14 protein-coding genes and 1 riboswitch are annotated in these 16,774 nt (G+C 41.5%); of the genes, 3 read left to right on the forward strand and 11 right to left on the reverse strand.

Annotation, left to right across the window (positions count from 1 at the left end; genetic code table 11):
- Nucleotides 1–74: 74 nt before the first annotated feature.
- The 4 genes from glnG to glnA form a co-directional block, all read right to left on the reverse strand.
- Nucleotides 75–1,469, reverse strand: coding sequence for a nitrogen regulation protein NR(I) (gene glnG, locus ACHSBP_RS04835; protein ID WP_010561617.1), 1,395 nt, complete (start codon nucleotides 1,467–1,469; stop codon nucleotides 75–77).
- Nucleotides 1,469–2,545, reverse strand: a complete 1,077-nt coding sequence (gene glnL, locus ACHSBP_RS04840; RefSeq protein ID WP_138629625.1) for a nitrogen regulation protein NR(II) — start codon at nucleotides 2,543–2,545, stop codon at nucleotides 1,469–1,471. The genes glnG and glnL overlap by 1 nt, the downstream gene beginning before the upstream one ends.
- Nucleotides 2,546–2,645: 100 nt before the next feature.
- A complete protein-coding gene (locus ACHSBP_RS04845) occupies nucleotides 2,646–3,176 on the reverse strand; it encodes a DUF4124 domain-containing protein (protein ID WP_395388248.1) in 531 nt (176 codons plus the stop codon).
- Between the two features lie 225 nt (nucleotides 3,177–3,401).
- Nucleotides 3,402–4,808 (reverse strand): glutamate--ammonia ligase, encoded by a 1,407-nt coding sequence (gene glnA / locus ACHSBP_RS04850; protein WP_010561620.1) that lies wholly within the window; start codon nucleotides 4,806–4,808, stop codon nucleotides 3,402–3,404.
- A gap of 461 nt (nucleotides 4,809–5,269) precedes the next feature.
- Between glnA and typA the strand changes: the two genes are divergently transcribed.
- Nucleotides 5,270–7,096, forward strand: a complete 1,827-nt coding sequence (gene typA / locus ACHSBP_RS04855; protein ID WP_010561621.1) for a translational GTPase TypA — start codon at nucleotides 5,270–5,272, stop codon at nucleotides 7,094–7,096.
- A gap of 243 nt (nucleotides 7,097–7,339) precedes the next feature.
- Here the strand turns inward: typA and ACHSBP_RS04860 are convergent, their stop codons facing one another.
- The 5 genes from ACHSBP_RS04860 to dapA all read right to left on the reverse strand — a co-directional run bounded on the left by ACHSBP_RS04860 (nucleotide 7,340) and on the right by dapA (nucleotide 12,407).
- Nucleotides 7,340–8,344, reverse strand: a complete 1,005-nt coding sequence (locus ACHSBP_RS04860; RefSeq protein ID WP_010561622.1) for a phospholipase A — start codon at nucleotides 8,342–8,344, stop codon at nucleotides 7,340–7,342.
- A 108-nt stretch (nucleotides 8,345–8,452) separates the two neighbouring features.
- Entirely contained in the window at nucleotides 8,453–9,565 is a 1,113-nt protein-coding gene (locus ACHSBP_RS04865) for a succinylglutamate desuccinylase/aspartoacylase family protein (RefSeq protein WP_010561623.1), read from the reverse strand.
- Between the two features lie 2 nt (nucleotides 9,566–9,567).
- Nucleotides 9,568–10,773 (reverse strand): PLP-dependent decarboxylase, encoded by a 1,206-nt coding sequence (locus ACHSBP_RS04870; protein WP_010561624.1) that lies wholly within the window; start codon nucleotides 10,771–10,773, stop codon nucleotides 9,568–9,570.
- Complete coding sequence (locus ACHSBP_RS04875; protein ID WP_010561625.1) at nucleotides 10,773–11,513, reverse strand: 2,3,4,5-tetrahydropyridine-2,6-dicarboxylate N-succinyltransferase; 741 nt, start codon at nucleotides 11,511–11,513, stop codon at nucleotides 10,773–10,775. The genes ACHSBP_RS04870 and ACHSBP_RS04875 overlap by 1 nt, the downstream gene beginning before the upstream one ends.
- Nucleotides 11,514–11,525: 12 nt before the next feature.
- Nucleotides 11,526–12,407: a 4-hydroxy-tetrahydrodipicolinate synthase gene (dapA, locus tag ACHSBP_RS04880; protein ID WP_100914243.1), complete on the reverse strand. Its 882-nt coding sequence runs from the start codon at nucleotides 12,405–12,407 to the stop codon at nucleotides 11,526–11,528.
- 125 nt (nucleotides 12,408–12,532) lie between these two features.
- Nucleotides 12,533–12,727: riboswitch (Lysine riboswitch) on the reverse strand.
- A gap of 175 nt (nucleotides 12,728–12,902) precedes the next feature.
- Between dapA and ACHSBP_RS04885 the strand changes: the two genes are divergently transcribed.
- Nucleotides 12,903–13,841 carry a Solitary outer membrane autotransporter beta-barrel domain gene (locus ACHSBP_RS04885; RefSeq protein ID WP_395388249.1) on the forward strand — a complete coding sequence of 313 codons (939 nt, stop codon included), beginning with the start codon at nucleotides 12,903–12,905 and terminating at the stop codon, nucleotides 13,839–13,841.
- 187 nt (nucleotides 13,842–14,028) lie between these two features.
- Nucleotides 14,029–15,078, forward strand: a complete 1,050-nt coding sequence (locus tag ACHSBP_RS04890; protein ID WP_395388250.1) for an energy transducer TonB — start codon at nucleotides 14,029–14,031, stop codon at nucleotides 15,076–15,078.
- 50 nt (nucleotides 15,079–15,128) lie between these two features.
- Here the strand turns inward: ACHSBP_RS04890 and ACHSBP_RS04895 are convergent, their stop codons facing one another.
- The gene (locus tag ACHSBP_RS04895; protein WP_395388251.1) at nucleotides 15,129–15,749 is read right to left on the reverse strand and encodes a hypothetical protein; all 621 of its coding nucleotides are present in this window, start codon (nucleotides 15,747–15,749) and stop codon (nucleotides 15,129–15,131) included.
- Nucleotides 15,750–15,840: 91 nt separating this feature from the next.
- Nucleotides 15,841–16,737, reverse strand: coding sequence for a TraB/GumN family protein (locus ACHSBP_RS04900; protein WP_395388252.1), 897 nt, complete (start codon nucleotides 16,735–16,737; stop codon nucleotides 15,841–15,843).
- Nucleotides 16,738–16,774 lie beyond the last annotated feature (37 nt).

A 16,774-nucleotide genomic window follows, 5' to 3' on the forward strand; every position in this document is an offset into this window, starting at 1 on the left:
CGCAAAATGATTAAAAACAGGTGGTTACTTCAGATTAAAGTGCCTTTACTATTTTTTAGCTAAACCTAAAGTAGTCAATCGATATTGAGCTCTTTAAGTTTGCGGGTTAGAGTATTACGCCCCCAACCGATTAAGTGCGCGGCATCTTGTTTGTGGCCGTTGCTGTGTTTAAGCGCACTTTTAATAATTTGGCTTTCAATTTTGTTTTGTATATCGGGCCAGATATTGTGTTTACCTTGTTTTAGCTCGTTTTCAAACCACAGTTGAAATTGCTGTTGCCAGTTTGAATCATGGCTATCGCCACTATGGCTTGCTTTTTCGGTAATTTCGCTTGGTAAATCTTCAACGCTAATAAGCTGACCTGGGGTCATCACCGTGAGCCAACGGCAGGTATTTTCGAGCTGACGCACATTCCCCGGCCATGTAAATTCCATCATTTTATTGGCAGCTTCTTTAGACAGGATTTTGCTGTCGACTTTAAGTTCTTTCGCACTGCGACTCAAAAAGTAATTGGCTAACTTTTCAATATCGACGCTGCGTTCGCGCAGTGGTGGCAGTTTTAAGCGGACTACATTTAAGCGGTGAAATAAATCTTCTCTAAATTTTCCTTCGCGAGCCAATTTTTCAAGGTTTTGGTGGGTTGCGGCAATGATGCGTACATCTACTTTAATGCTTTGATGGCCACCGACACGATAAAATTCACCGTCGGCCAGTACGCGTAGTAACCGAGTTTGCACATCCAGCGGCATATCACCTATTTCATCTAAAAACAGTGTACCGCCATTAGCTTGTTCAAAGCGGCCTTTACGCACGCTATCGGCACCGGTAAATGCCCCTTTTTCATGGCCAAACAGTTCTGATTCAACTAAGTCTTTTGGAATTGCTGCCATATTGAGCGCAATAAAAGTTTTTTCGCGGCGCGGACTGTGATTATGCAGTGCGCCTGCAACCAGTTCTTTACCCGTACCGGATTCACCGTTGATAAGTACGCTCATACTTGAAGCGCTGAGTTTACCTATGGCTCTGAATACTTCCTGCATGGCGGGCGCTTCGCCAATAATGTCAGGTGCTTTTTTCTCGACTTTTTTCGGCTTTACTTTAACGCGTGTGTTGGCGCGACATGCGCTTTCAACAAGTGAAACAGCTTCATTTAAATCAAATGGCTTTGCTAAATATTCAAATGCCCCTTTTTGGAAAGCCTGTACCGCTGAATCGAGATCGGAGTGGGCGGTCATAATAATCACCGGCAAGCCTGGATTTTGCTCAACAATATTTTCAAGCAATGACATGCCATCTTGGCCTGGCATGCGCACATCTGAAATCAGTACGGTTGGTTGATCGTATTCAAGCGCAGAGGCTGCCGCTTCTGCACTGGCGAATGATTCGGTATTAAATCCTGCGCGCTTAAGTGCTTTTTCTAGTACAAAGCGAATCGAAGCGTCATCGTCAACTAACCAAACGGTTTTCATTATGGCTTCTCCATAGACAGGGGTAGATAAATATTAAATTCGGTGTGACCTGGCCAACTATCACATTCAATATAGCCTTGATGTTGGTCAATAAGCGTTTGTGCAATGGCTAGCCCTAAACCTGAGCCGCCGTCTTTGTTGGTGACCATAGGAAAAAATAGGGTTTCTTTTAGCGCTTCATCAATGCCCGGGCCGTTGTCGATAACTTGAATGATGAGGGCATTTTTAAATGCTTTGTTATGTAAGCGTACATGGTGCTTAACTCGAGTTTTTAACGTTATTGTGCCAAGCTCAGCCAGTTTATTGAGTGCATGTTGCGCATTTTTAACAATGTTGAGCAACACTTGCTGAATTTTACCGTTATCGATAAATACATCGGGAATACTCGGATCGTAATCTTTAACGAGTTTTATTTTGTGTTGATTGTCTAACAAGCTTAGTTTTATCACTGACTCTAAAGTTTGGTGAATATTTATCCACTCTTTGTTTGGAAGCTGGTTTGGCCCAAGTAGTCGGTCAACAAGCTCAGTGAGACGATCGGCTTGTTCGATAATTAAATTGGCGCATTGTTCGCGTTCTTGCTGATCGCTCTCATATTGTAGTAATTGCGCTGCACCGCGAATTCCGCCTAGCGGGTTTTTGATTTCATGGGCGAGGCCACGGATTAAATTACGCGCTGCACTTTGTTGGTGCATTTGATGTGAAGCCTGATCATGCTTGAGCTCTTGATTGAGTGAACGGCATTCAAGCAGCATTAAAAGCTGGTTATCTAATTCGACGCGACGCGCAGAAAGGCTAATGGTTGCATGTCGACCATCGTTAAATACCACATTGGCGCGATGTTGAACACAGTCGTTACCACTGAGAAAGGTATTTTCTAAGATTTTATGTAAATCAATCGAGTGATAATGAAATAGTTGTTTAAAATTGGTTGTGACAATGCGTTTGGTACTGATGCCAAATAATTCGCTTGCGCTGGTATTTGCGTAGTGAAGTTTAAAGTCACCATCGACTAACAATACACAGCTTGTAAGATTTTCTAGTAGTTTAATGTAGCTGGATAAGTCTTTAAGCATCATTGCACCATTTTAGTGCGCTATTTTAATTAAAATCAATGTAAATTGATGTTTAATTAGAAAAAGCAAGAAGCGTTCCGCAATGAGCGTATTTAGAGAGTTATTTTGCGATACTGCTTGCGCGGTGCATAAAGAAGGTGATTTGCTCGCTGGTAGCAACAGTATTGCCTTTTTCATCAAATAGTTGCGCTTGTATTGTATGTGCGCCGCGGTCTACATTACGCATTACAAAAACCGATTTGGATTGCGGTGGGGTGTTGCGTTTGCCATTAAATAATAGCTGTACTTTATATTTGGGATTAAAGCTTGGTGTTATGCGAATAGAAACATGGAGAGAACCAGTGTTATCACGAATCGTTTCTTCATGACTTGGCGATACAATCTCAACACCGTATTCTATTTTTTTATTGGGGTCATCCGGTTTATCAAAGATGGATGTATCCGCTTTTTTCATGCTGGTTGCTTTATCGTCAGCTAAAGAGATCACTTTTGCACCCGGACGTTTCGTATCTGAGAATACTAAAACACCGTTTTCATCGCGCCACATATAAATTTCTTTCGCAGTGGCGTTTGTTACTGGAAGTAACATGATAAAAATTAAAAGTGATAGCAGCGCGCTTTTAAAAGCCACATCAGCTCCTTGCTTAGATATGTTATTTTTTATTTTAGTACTGAACGAAAAAATTCGCCTGTTTTACAGACAAACTAGTTATAAAACACCTAGCGAAACAATATGATAAGGTTCAGATGGTACAAATGTATAATATATATATTTATTTTTCCACAAAAAAAGCCCGCAGAACGGGCTTAGGAACACACATTGAAACAATAAATTGATTCTGGAGGCGTGAAATTATTACACGCTGTAGTACATTTCAAACTCAACTGGGTGAGTTGTCATGTTTAATTTTTCTACTTCTTTCGACTTAAGTGCGATGTAAGCATCGATTAAGTCGTCAGTGAATACACCACCTTGAGTTAAGAACTCACGGTCAGCATCAAGTGCTGCAAGTGCTTCGTCTAATGAAGCTGCAACAGTTGGGATTTCAGCTGCTTCTTCAGCTGGCAGATCGTATAGATCTTTATCCATTGCTTCACCTGGGTGGATCTTATTTTTAATACCGTCAAGGCCAGCCATTAACATTGCTGAGAATGCTAAGTATGGGTTAGCTGTCGGATCTGGGAAGCGAACTTCGATACGACGTGCTTTTGCAGATGGTACTACTGGAATACGAATTGATGCAGAACGGTTACGTGCAGAGTATGCAAGCATTACCGGAGCTTCAAAACCAGGTACTAGACGCTTGTATGAGTTAGTTGACGCGTTGGCAAATGCATTGATTGCGCGAGCGTGCTTGATAATACCACCGATGTAGTAAAGTGCTTCTTCAGATAGACCGCCGTACTTGTCACCAGCGAAGATGTTTTGACCATCTTTAGCAAGTGATTGGTGACAGTGCATACCTGAACCGTTATCACCAACAATTGGCTTAGGCATAAATGTAGCCGTTTTACCGTAAAGGTGAGCCATGTTGTGAATAACATATTTCATTTCTTGAATTTCGTCCGCTTTGATTACCATTGTATTAAAGCGAGTTGCAATTTCGTTTTGACCAGCTGTTGCTACTTCATGGTGGTGAGCTTCAACAACTTGACCTAATTCTTCTAGCACTAGACAAGTAGCTGAACGCCAGTCTTGTGATGAATCTACTGGTGCTACTGGGAAGTAACCGCCTTTAACACCTGGACGGTGACCTGAGTTGCCGCCTTCGTAGTCTTTGTCTGAGTTCCATGACGCTTCTTCAGCATCGATTTTGTACATAGAACCAGACATGTCAGTTTTGTACTTAACATCGTCAAATAGGAAAAACTCTGGCTCAGGACCGAAAAGTACAGTATCTGCGATACCAGTTGAACGCATGTATTCTTCTGCGCGTTTAGCAACAGAACGAGGGTCGCGCTCATAACCTTGTAGTGTTGAAGGCTCTACTACGTCACAACGTACGATTAGTGTTGCTTCTTCAGCAAAAGGGTCTAGTTTAGCTGAATCTGCATCTGGCATTAATACCATGTCTGATTCGTTAATGCCTTTCCAACCAGCAATTGAAGAACCATCGAACATTTTACCATCTTCAAAGAAATCTTCGTCAGCTTGGTGATGAGGAATAGAAACGTGCTGCTCTTTACCTTTTGTATCTGTGAAACGTAGGTCAACAAACTTAACGTCGTTTTCCTTGATAAATTGTAAAACCGTATGTGACATGGTGTCCTCCAACCGTGTGTTGTTTTTAATTGTGAAATCGCTGTCTATAAAGCGGCTTTTGTGCCAGTTTTGTAACTCAATGAATATTAATGTTTTTTAGTAAGCTCGATTTACTTTGCACCATTTTGATGCACCAAAAAGATCCCTGCTTGCACTGATGTGGTGCGCGATAAAGTCTAGAAAACACGGCTAAAATCGCAAGGTCAAAATCGTTTTTTTTAAATAAACCAGTAATGTGACAAAAATATCGCAAAAATCAGCTATTTTTATTCTGTCTAAACTTTCATCTGTCACAGTAATAGGGGATAATATGCCACTTTTTTGCAGGCGCAGACCCTTTTGAGGTCATCATTAAGATGACATAAAAGGTGTTTAGCTTAGATTTTTAGCGGGCTTTGATGGGTATTGTGCCTATTAGATAATCCGTAGCTTCTATCCAGAGCACTAACTTGAGTAAAAATATGAGTATCGAAAAATTACGTAATATTGCGATTATCGCGCACGTTGACCACGGTAAAACAACACTAGTTGATAAGCTACTTGAGCAATCAGGTACATTAGAAACACGTGGCGGTAATGAAGAACGTGTAATGGATTCAAATGATATCGAGAAAGAGCGCGGTATTACAATCCTAGCTAAAAATACAGCAATCGAGTGGAATGACTACCACATTAATATCGTGGACACTCCGGGACACGCTGACTTCGGTGGTGAAGTAGAACGTGTTCTTTCAATGGTTGATTCAGTATTACTACTTGTTGATGCACAAGAAGGTCCAATGCCACAAACGCGTTTCGTAACGCAAAAAGCATTCGCATTAGGTCTTAAGCCTATCGTTGTTATCAACAAAATTGACAAGCCAGGCGCACGCCCTGATTGGGTTATGGACCAAGTATTCGACCTTTTCGATAACTTAGGTGCAACTGATGACCAGTTAGACTTCCAAGTTATTTACGCGTCAGCAATCAATGGTTGGGCAACATTAGATCTAGACTCACCGTCAGACAACATGCAACCTATGTTTGAAGCAATTGTTGATCAAGTAGAAAAGCCAGATGCCGATCCTGAAGGCGCATTCCAAATGCAAATTTCACAGCTTGACTACAACTCATACATCGGTGTTATCGGTGTAGGTCGTATTAAGCGTGGTACGGTTAAAGTTAACCAGCAAGTAACAATTGTTGGTGCTGATGGTTCTAAGCGTAACGGTAAAGTAGGCCAGGTACTTACTTATTTAGGTCTTGATCGTCACGAAGCTGAACAAGCGCAAGCTGGCGACATCATTGCAATTACAGGTTTGGGTGAGCTTAAAATCTCAGACACAGTATGTGATGTAAACCAAGTTGAAGCACTTCCTGCACTTTCTGTTGATGAACCAACAGTAACCATGACGTTCTCTGTAAATACTTCACCTTTCTCAGGTCAAGAAGGTAAATTCGTTACTTCACGTAACATTCTTGAGCGTTTACAAGCTGAACTAGTTCACAACGTTGCACTACGTGTTGAAGAAACAGATAACCCAGATAGCTTCCGCGTATCAGGTCGTGGTGAACTTCACCTAGGTATCTTAATCGAGAACATGCGTCGTGAAGGTTACGAGCTTGCAGTATCTCGTCCAGAAGTAATCCTTCGCGAAGTAGATGGTCAATTAGAAGAACCATATGAAACAGTAACAGTTGACGTTGAAGAAGAGCACCAAGGTTCTATCATGGAACAACTTGGTCTGCGTAAAGCTGAAATGACTGATATGGCACCAGATGGTAAAGGCCGTATCCGTATGGACTTTATGATGCCTTCACGTGGTCTAATCGGTTTCCAAACTGACTTTATGACACTAACGTCTGGTTCAGGTTTAATGTACCACACGTTCGATCACTACGGTCCTCACAAAGGCGGTAACATTGGTCAGCGTAAGAACGGTGTACTTATTGCTAACGCAACAGGTAAAGCGCTTACTAACGCACTATTCAACCTACAAGACCGCGGTAAACTATTTATCGGTCACGGTGTGGAAGTATACGAAGGTATGATCATTGGTATTCACGCACGAGATAACGACCTTACAGTTAACGCACTTAAAGGTAAGCAACTTACTAACGTTCGTGCATCAGGTACTGATGAAGCACAAAACCTTGTGCCACCAATCATTATGTCTCTTGAGCAAGCGCTTGAGTTTATCGATGATGATGAGCTAGTAGAAGTAACGCCTGAAAGCATTCGTATTCGTAAGAAACTTCTTACTGAAAGCGAGCGTAAGCGTGCTAGCCGCGAAGCGAAAAAATCGTAATAGCGATTTCGTTTTGTAATAAAAAAAACCAGCCTAGGCTGGTTTTTTTTATGTTTGAAATTTAACGAAATGCTCTGATACCAATTCGCTTAAGTAGCTAATCATCCTAGCGGGCTAAATATCATGCTAACTGCGTTAGAATTTATCAATGTAGAACAACTACATAAGAAAAATTCCGCCTTGTTACCATTTCATTTATCCAGCGCTATCCCTGATCACATAGTTAACAGAATTGGTATGAAATTATAAAAAGTCAGTTAATAAAATACCTACACCAAAGCGTTCAATGTGTTGGTTGTAATCAATTAAACTTTCGCCATAACCATTGTAATATTGCGCGTAACCTCGTAAACGACCCCACGCAGGGAATGACCAATCAAGCTGCACTGCACCTTTGTTATCTGACTTTAAGTTGTTGCGTAACATTACGGTAAATTCATGTTCTTCATAGCGATAAATCGTTGCAAACTCAAAGTGTCCCATGTAGTCATCAATATCTGGGTTATCATCACCAGTTGGGTCATCTTCGTTGCGTCTTTCTTCTTCAGGGATGCGGTACCAAGGCCTAAAGCTAAACACAAAGCCATCTTGCTCCCAAAACAGGTTCGCATAAATTCGATTCCATGAACGTGAAAGTGGAATATTTCGGCCATTTGATTGGTGTTCAAAACCAAGCACTATGCCCATTTCGTCACCCCATAAACGATTTTCATCGTCCAGTAAATTCATCCAAAATACTTCGGGTTGATAGTTGGTTTCTCGAAATGGCGATGAAATATCATTATTGTAGAGTTGCCAATACGACTGCATGGTAAAACCAAAATAAAATGCTTGGTCGATATCAGACTTAACTTGGTATAGCGGCACTTTTAACGACAGCTGAAACTTAGCTTCTAACTCATCTAAAGGCGCACCTTTTAAGTTAGGATCGCTTTCTGCAGGCGTGTTCTTTGGGCGATCCATGTAAGTCACAGGTAGAATATAGTTGCGATTATGTGGCGTAATTACATTGGGATTGTTGGTGGTAACTTTTTCTCGGATAACGCGTTTATCAATTGCCGACATGTCATCCATATCTGTTATTTTCAAACACTTTTTCTTAACTTCAGCAAGTGTTTGCGAATCATCGCCTGCAGCAAGTTCGTTAAGAATACATTGCTTGGCGAGTTCTTTTTCAGAAGGGTCGTCGTTTGCAAATGCAAGCGAGCTGGCCAGTGAGAGTATTAAGCTAGAAGCTAAAAGGCGCATTAATTATATCCCTAAAATGAGTGAGCTTTTATTATAACCATTTTAGAAACATAAAAAAGGCGGCATATTTGCCGCCTTGTGCCCCAAAGGGGACTTCTCACGCAACTGTTACAATTCAAAGTAGTTTGTAAAAAATTTATAAAGCTCAGTGCCTTGATTTACGCTGGCTGACGCAAAGTGCAAAATTGCTATGCCATCTTGCTCTAGGGTAATTTCATTTAGTGGCTGTTCAGATAAATAGCGTTCCATACGTAAAATTTTGGCAATGGTATCGCCTGCTTTTACGTGGCTACCGAGCGCTGCTGTGTATTCAACCATGCCACCCATGGGCGCGTAATACGCAAGATAATCATCTAAATAACAGGCGTAGCGGGTAATGGCTTGTGGCTGGTAATGAGAATCTTGTAATGCTTCTTTATACGTTAAATAGCTTAGTATGCTGTTTGCATCGTTAGCGGCTTCTGTCAGGTCAATCTTTTCTTGTGAACCTAGCTCAACGGTAAAGGCTTCCACTAAAACGGGAATGTCGCGACCTGTTTTTTTATAGGCTTGGCTTAGTTGCCACCATGGACAAAAATTCGCTTCGTCCATTGCGCCATCAAATTCATTTGGAATAAGTAACACATGCTCAATATCAAAATAACGGGCACTGTCTTTAGCATATTCTGGGCAATATAAATGCTTCGCTGAGATTGGCCCTGTGTGTAGGTCGAGCACAATGTCTGCCTGATGCGCTAATTTTTGTAAGTTTAAAGCAATTCGCTTACCCGTATTGAGTGCGTAACTTGGCCCTTCTAAAATTTCGGCAGTTGCATTTATTAGGCGCGATTTAAACGCACTTTTAATTGTTGCGATATCAGCATCCTGATATTCCACAACAAAGCCATCGACCAAAGCCGAGTGGTTTTGATACATACGGTTCCAGTTGGTACCCGTAATTGGATCAAATCGTCCTAGGGTAAACTCTCCTGACTTTTGGTTGCAACCAATTGGGTTTGCATAAGGCACTAAGGTAATGTTTGATGCCAACGTCTCGCGCTTCAGTTTTTCAAGTAACTGATATATCACCGCGTTGCCTTGTACTTCTGCACCATGCATATTGGCTTGAATATACACATTTGGCCCTGTGCCGTTTCCTTTGAGGCGATAAACCGGAATAGTCAGCGGTAAGCCGTTGGCAATTTCACCAACTTGAATGTTTTCTTGGGTGATTAGGTTCATAGTTACCTCAAGTAATAATCAGCGCTTTCGCTTTGTCTGACACATGTTACGACGCCATTTTTTACGACAAATTCTGCGGGTAATTCATGGCATAAAAAGTACGGCATACTTTCAGTAAAGCCATACGCGCCACATTGGGAAAAAATAAGCCAGTCAGTGTCGTTAATATCGTTGGCTAATTCAAACTCGCCTAAGCTATCTAGTGCTGTACAAAGCGGTCCGTGCACTAAATAGGGTTTAGTTTTGCTGTCTGTTTCACGCAATAACTCCGCAGGGAATGCCTGATTGGTAACCGCAGGGCGTAAAATGTGGTTAATGCCGCCAGCAACAATAAGTTGATTAGCACCGTAGTTTTGCTTTTGTTCAACGACAGGATTGGCATAAAAACCCACTTCGCCAACCGCATAACGGCCGAGTTCCATCCAAAGCTCTTCGCAACCTACCGAGTGCTTTATTGTTGCCAATGCATCTACTAATTCCTGCCAGACAAGCTCTGTGCTTGATGTGCAATAAGGAATGCCTAGGCCGCCGCCTAAATCTAAAATACGTAGATCAAATCCGAGTTGCTTACTTAAACTTTGTAATGGTGCAATCATGGCACGCCAAAGCTCAGCTAGCTTCTCTGTGCTGAGCATATTGCCCCACTGAAAAATATGTAAACCAGCAAAGTCGAGCGCTGGGTAATCGGCAATATTCAACGTGGACCATTCGTCACAGCCAAGGCCAAACGGTGTTAAGCTATCGCCACCAAGAGGATTCTTTTCACTGTCTGGCCAGCGCAATTGCACTCGCAATAAAATGCGCAGGGTTAGGTTATGTTCACTAGCAGCTTGGTTTAACCAAGCCACTTGGTTGTGACTTTCAGCGACAAAGGTGCGAACACCTTTATCGAGAAAGTGCCGGATCTGCTTTTTCGATTTTGCAGGTCCAGTGTTGAGCACACGTTTTGCGTCTATGCCTTGGGCTAAAACTTGGTTTAGTTCACCGCTGCTTGCTACATCAAAGTCAAAGCCACATTTATCTAACGTTTGGATAATCGCTGAAAGCGGGTTTGCTTTTACTGCGTACCACAGTTTCACCACATTTTGTGATGTAAGCTGCGTTAGATGCGCTTCTAGCTTATCTAAATCGTATAGATAAAATGGCAGATCTGTTTGTTGGCAAAGCTCTGCAAGTAATTGACGTTGTGGTGTGCTCAAAAAGCTCATTAACGTAAAGCCTCTTCCAGTTCTAATGATGCATCGCTTTGTTCATCACGATATTTAACGATAAGCGCACATGACATGCTTAAGCCTTGCTCGCGGCCCCATTCACTTGATGAAGGGCGTGAACCTGGAATAACAATCGCATTTTCTGGAATTGGTTCGCCTTTTTCTAAAACGCGCTCATTTACACAGTCATAAACAGGAATAGTCGCAGAAAGACGCACGCCAGGTGCTAGTACCGCACCTTTTTTAACTACAACGCCTTCAACGATGACACAACCTGCGCCGATAAATGCATCATCTTCAATTACTACAGGGCTTGCGCCAACAGGCTCTAATACACCGCCAATTTGCACTGCAGCACTTAAATGTACGTTTTTACCAATTTGAGCGCATGAGCCTACTAATGCATGGCTATCAACCATAGTGCCGGTATCGATGTAAGCGCCAATATTCACATAGGCTGGTGGCATAATCACTGTGCCGCTTGCAACATAGGCACCTGGGCGAACACTCGTACCACCTGGCACCATGCGTACACCTTCTTGTGCAGAAAAGCCGCGTACAGCAAGGTTATCTTTATCTACAAAACCACCTGGAAACTCAGTGTTAGTACCATTTTTGAAAACATCTAAAATGCCTTTTTTAACTTCAACGTTCGCGTGCCAGTTACCATTTTCATCTTGGTTTGCTGCGCGTAAGGTGCCGTTTTCTAGGTTTTTTAATAGTTCTTGCCAGTTCATAGTACTTCTCTCTTAATTCCAAGATAAAATTGTTTGATTAGCAGCGAGAATTGCTGCAGGTGATTCCAGCTCATGATGGGTAAGCGGTGGACGTAAATTTGGGGTGTTGAGCTTGCCTTGTTGGTGCATTAGCACTTTTACCGGCACAGGGTTAGCTACTTCAAATAAGCTATTTACCGCGTCGCTCCAAGTAGTAAACAGGTTTGGTGTGCCTAAAAGCGATCTGCGAACAAACTCTGCGGTTTGTTTAGGCCATGCGTTAGCAGCAACCGATACTAAACCTTTTGCGCCAGCTTGGGCAAAATATGGCATTAAGGCATCATCGCCACTGTAAATAGCTACATTAGGATTGCTGCTTCTAAATACTTCAAATTTACTAATGTCACCACTAGCTTCTTTTAAAGCCCATAAGTTAGTGTGATGACTTAATGCGGATAACAGTTCAGGAGCAAGTGCCACGGCGCTGCGTCCTGGCACGTTATACAACATGCAGGGAAGCTCTGTGGCACTAAGTAATGCATCAAACCACTGAATTTGGCCTTTAATGCCGGGTTTGGCGTAAAGTGGTGAACCTAGTAATAGTGCGTCAATCGGTTGTTGGTTACAGAATTCTAACCACTCAAGTTGTTGCGGTAAGTTGACCCCGCCTACAGCAACCATCAAAGGTACCGTCGGTGATAAGTCACAGACAAAACGCACGATTTGCTGCTGCTCTGCGATGGTTAATGCTAAACCTTCACCTGTGCTGCCGAGTAATAAAATGCCATTGTTGGCATCTTGTTGATCTGCTACTAATTGCGCAAGATTGTCATAGTCAACTTCACCCGTCTCAGTGAAAGGGGTGACTAATGCAGTCCACAGCGGGTACTGCGTTAAATTAAATTGTGATTTCATCTCTAGCGAACTTAATATGTGTTCGAAGAAGGGATAAGAGAAAGGCTTAGTCCAGCTTCGAACAACTAAAAATTCGAAGAGCAATGGACTTAAAAAATAGATAAGGCGAATGGCCTTATTTTTCTAAGACCAGAAGCTCTCCACCAAACATATTTACTTAATACAAGTAATTGGTGACAGTCGCCGGGATTCAGCCCAAGCGCCCGAGATAAGTTATCAGCAAAAAAGCTTATCTCTCGGCGTTAATTCCCCTCATTCAGTGTCATTGGAGTTTGCTCCCCTCAACTGAATTACCTGAATAACGCACCTCTTCCAGCCCTAAGCTAGCCGCTATTTTAAATAGCCACTAACGTAAAATAGGGTGATTGAGCGGCAATTGAAACATTTTGGACGTCTAAATGTCAATAAAATTTATTTTAGAGCAATGTAATCGCGTGATGTTTAATGATATAACTAGCGGCTATTGCGGTTGAAATTAAGTAAAAATAGTTAGTTGTGAGAAAGTTAGTATTTCTGTTGTGCGTTGTTATAAGCTTGCCATGCGATGCATCGGTGAAAAAAACCTATGAGGAATCGTTTGCGTCCTCGGTAGTATTAAGTGACTCTGACGTTGTGCGCTTTGGCTTTGGTAATTTTGACCCGGTTAATATTTTAGAGCAACTCGGTGATGATGCAGGCGATAAAAATGTAAATTTAAGAACTCAGCTACAAGTATTTGCACTGCCTTATACCTACACGTTAGACGAAGATTCACGCGTAAATACGCACTTTTCTTATATTTCACAATCGCAAGACATATTGCTGGATGATGTGGCTATACCTGACGACAGCCATGATCAAATCTTCACCGCTTATGCCGATTATGAAACAGCGCTGTATCGTTACGATAATTGGTTGTTAGAAGGCTCAATTGGTGCGCATGTTATGCATTACGACAATATTCATGACTACAACAGCCCTGAAAGCCGCGCCGCCAAAGCAGAAGTGGAAGGTATTTATTTTAATACAACTGCAAACTCAGTTTTAACCGATATGGGGTTAACTCTCAGTCGCAGAAAAGCCAGTCGTTGGGGGCATTGGTTAGTTAAATCGAGCTATAATCACTTCTTTGGTAAAGGATTTGGTGGTGATGATGCAACACGTGATTCAACCCCATCAGGTTGGTATTTTGCGAATAGCGTCAGGGCAACCATAAAGCTCGACCAAAAATTAAAACATACAGAGTCAATCTATCTTAAATTTCAACGTGTTGATTTGGGTGGAGACGCACGTAGCGCCTTTAGCACTGGCCATTATTATGAGTACGGTGGCGGCTTATTAATCGACACTCGGCCATGGACATCTTGGTTTGATAATATCGGCATTGGCTTGCATTACAACGAGGGTAGTGTACTTAGTGGCGGCAGTATTGTAATCTACTTTAACGAAGAGTAACTCCAACTCACTGTAATCGTTATCACTCTAGTGGGCTTAACGCCATGCTAACTAGGCCTAAAATTATCGGTGTAACGCAATATTATCAGATAAAAGTCGCCTTATTAGTATATCATTTGTTCAGCGCAATATTTGAATATAGACGTAAAGAGTTGGTGAACGCCATTAATATAAAAGGACTTAGATAATGATTCTATTACCGCTTATAACGCTGTCTGCAAGTGTCTTGAGTGCAGCTGATACATCTGATTTAGCAAACAAAACCGAACAACTTCACTTAAATACCATTGTCAATGCTGAGGCAATTAAACGTGTGCCGCCTAAATATCCAATCAATGCTGCGCGTGACGGTAAAGAAGGTTGGGTGCAGCTAAGTTTTGTAGTCGAACCAGACGGTTCAACATCTAATGTTATTGTTGAAGATTCCTCTAATGAGGCATTTGAAAAGTATGCACTGCGCTCAATCAAAAAGTGGAAATACTCACCAGCCACTAAAGATGGAAAGCCAATTCAGCAATGTCGAAATCAAGTACAATTGGACTTTAAATTAAGTAATGTCCCCAAAGGTGCATCAAAGTGGTTCTTTAGGCAATATCGCTCGGCAATGGATTTTTTAGAGGAAAATAAAGTCGCTGAGGCCGAAGAAATAGCGAAGAAGATCGAAGAAAAAGGTCGTTGGAATGCGTATGAAGATATGTATTATTCAATTCTTACCTCCCTTATCGCTGAAAAAAATACCAACCCAAAGGCCGAGCTAGCAGCAATTAAAAAGGTTTTGTCTTATAACGACTTACAAAAGGAAGCACAATACAGCTCGCTTGCTGCGCGTGCATTTAGTTTAGCGGTAGAGCTACAGGAATATGGTGATGCGCGTTCGATTTTTACAACACTTAAAAGGCATTACCCTGAAAATGAAAAGTTGGCGATGCTTACGCCTTACTACAATCAAGTAACTGCGTATTTAAAAAGCGACAAACCTATTATAATTAATGCACAAATAAGTAAGCGTGATTTTTGGAGCTATCAGCTCGAACGCAGTGCTTTTATTATTGATAATGTGGAAGGCAATTTAACTAATCTTGAAGTGCGTTGTGATAATCATCATTCCCAATTTTTGGTTGAGTCAGGCAATAAATGGCAAATTCCTGAGTCTTGGGGAAGCTGTTCTGTGTATGTGTTTGGCGATAGCAATGCCAAGTTTACATTGGCCGATGTTCACGGCGAACAAAAAATCTAAATAATAAAAAAGGCGCTTAACGCGCCTTTTTTAGTTACTTGTTGCGTATTTTATTTACGCACTTTGATATCACCTACACCTACTTCGGCTTCAATGCTGTGCTCACCTGCGCCAGAGTAACGTGTTTCAGAGCTAACAATATTACGTGTGCTTTCTAAGTCACCACTAAAGCCTTTAATGCTAGTATCGCCAACGCCTGTTGATAGTTCGATGCGCTTAAAGTCATCAAGTACTGTATCGACACGAATTGAACCAACACCTACTTCTGCTTCAAGTGAGTTTTCAAGTTTTTCTACATCAATGCTGCCAACGCCAATTTCAATGTCGATCGCTGCATGCTTTGGCACTTTTACAACCCATTCTTGACTTAAGTTTTCTTCATCAATTTCCAGTGAAATACGGTTATCACGAACGCGTTTACTTAGTTCTATATTTGATACATCACGATTTTTTGAAAACCAGCCTTCGTCTTTGCCCTCAATTTCAATTTCAATGCTAAGCTCGTTGCTATCTACAGTGATAATTTCGATGCTGCCCACAGGGAAATCAATTTCAAGATTTTGGCCTTGGTTTAATGTAAGAGTTTCAGTAATACGTTTTTCATCGCCAGCATAAAGATTAGTTGAGATACTTGCGGCGATTAATGTCATTGCTAACGCTAATTTTTTCATGATGATTATTCCTTTTGATGACTGCGCTTAATCAGTTTTAACTGTTTGTTATTTAGTTAGACGCAGGCATCAATTAAAAAGGTTTAAAAAATTATTTATTTTTTTTCGAAAGTTTAAAGCCTTCCTTTTCAAGAAGCTTTAATAAACCTTGTGGGCCGTATAAATGAAGTGCGCCAACAGCAATAAAATGTGGTTGTTTGGTTAGAGGAGCCTTTAACTGATCTACCCAGTTGTTATTGCGATCAGTAAGCAGTACTTTTTCAGTTAACGCGCTGTAGCTGTCACCCGTAAAGGTTTCGCGGTAGTAGTTTTCAAGTGCGCTATCGTTGCCTCGCTTCCAGTTACCAATCAGACGATTAAAGTACTTATCCATATCAGCCAGTTCTTTTAAACCGTCTTCAATCATTTTGTTGTTATGTTTGCTAAACCCTTTAAACATTCCCATTTGTTGCTCTAGCGTTTCTAGTTGCATAATCGGAATTTGCAAACGTTGCGCGACATTCATTACTTGCTTGTCGATACCAAAGGAGTCTTGATAACCTGCTTTTTGGTATTCCATTAGGGTGATCTGTAGCATTACAGCAAAGGGCTGCATCTGTTGAAATAGCTCCATACCTAGGCCTAATTTCGCCATATAATTGCTTAGCGCTTTGTAATTTTTAGCAGATAGCTCTGACTGTAATGTTTTACCTGCAGGGAGCAGCATATAGTTCATCATTACTTGCTGCTGTTCTATTGGGTTCACCTTAGATAGATCAACCTCAACAACCATTTTGTCGGTTTTTTCAATCGCGCTTTTTACGTAGCTTGGTAATCCCGCCATTTGCTGATCACCCAAGTGAACAGTGCCAAGTAAATAAGATGTCACGCCATTTTTTTCAATTTTCCAAAGACTTGGGTTGATATTGCTGTTTGCAAATACTGGTTGAGCTAAACCGAGTAACAAAATTGGTAGTAGCAGTATTCGCGTAATTAAGAAAAGTCGCATTGCAGATCCTTGCGTTAATAATTAATTTTGCGTATCA

The organism is Pseudoalteromonas sp. XMcav1-K, from assembly GCF_044005875.1.
GTDB lineage: Bacteria > Pseudomonadota > Gammaproteobacteria > Enterobacterales > Alteromonadaceae > Pseudoalteromonas > Pseudoalteromonas spongiae.

Coding starts and splice junctions, on each gene's coding strand:
- glnG (WP_010561617.1), bottom strand. CDS start 1,469: ATGAAAACCGTTTGGTTAGTTGACGATGACGCTTCGATTCGCTTTGTA.
- glnL (WP_138629625.1), bottom strand. CDS start 2,545: ATGCTTAAAGACTTATCCAGCTACATTAAACTACTAGAAAATCTTACA.
- glnA (WP_010561620.1), bottom strand. CDS start 4,808: ATGTCACATACGGTTTTACAATTTATCAAGGAAAACGACGTTAAGTTT.
- typA (WP_010561621.1), top strand. CDS start 5,270: ATGAGTATCGAAAAATTACGTAATATTGCGATTATCGCGCACGTTGAC.
- ACHSBP_RS04860 (WP_010561622.1), bottom strand. CDS start 8,344: ATGCGCCTTTTAGCTTCTAGCTTAATACTCTCACTGGCCAGCTCGCTT.
- ACHSBP_RS04865 (WP_010561623.1), bottom strand. CDS start 9,565: ATGAACCTAATCACCCAAGAAAACATTCAAGTTGGTGAAATTGCCAAC.
- ACHSBP_RS04870 (WP_010561624.1), bottom strand. CDS start 10,773: ATGAGCTTTTTGAGCACACCACAACGTCAATTACTTGCAGAGCTTTGC.
- ACHSBP_RS04875 (WP_010561625.1), bottom strand. CDS start 11,513: ATGAACTGGCAAGAACTATTAAAAAACCTAGAAAACGGCACCTTACGC.
- dapA (WP_100914243.1), bottom strand. CDS start 12,407: ATGAAATCACAATTTAATTTAACGCAGTACCCGCTGTGGACTGCATTA.
- ACHSBP_RS04890 (WP_395388250.1), top strand. CDS start 14,029: ATGATTCTATTACCGCTTATAACGCTGTCTGCAAGTGTCTTGAGTGCA.
- ACHSBP_RS04895 (WP_395388251.1), bottom strand. CDS start 15,749: ATGAAAAAATTAGCGTTAGCAATGACATTAATCGCCGCAAGTATCTCA.
- ACHSBP_RS04900 (WP_395388252.1), bottom strand. CDS start 16,737: ATGCGACTTTTCTTAATTACGCGAATACTGCTACTACCAATTTTGTTA.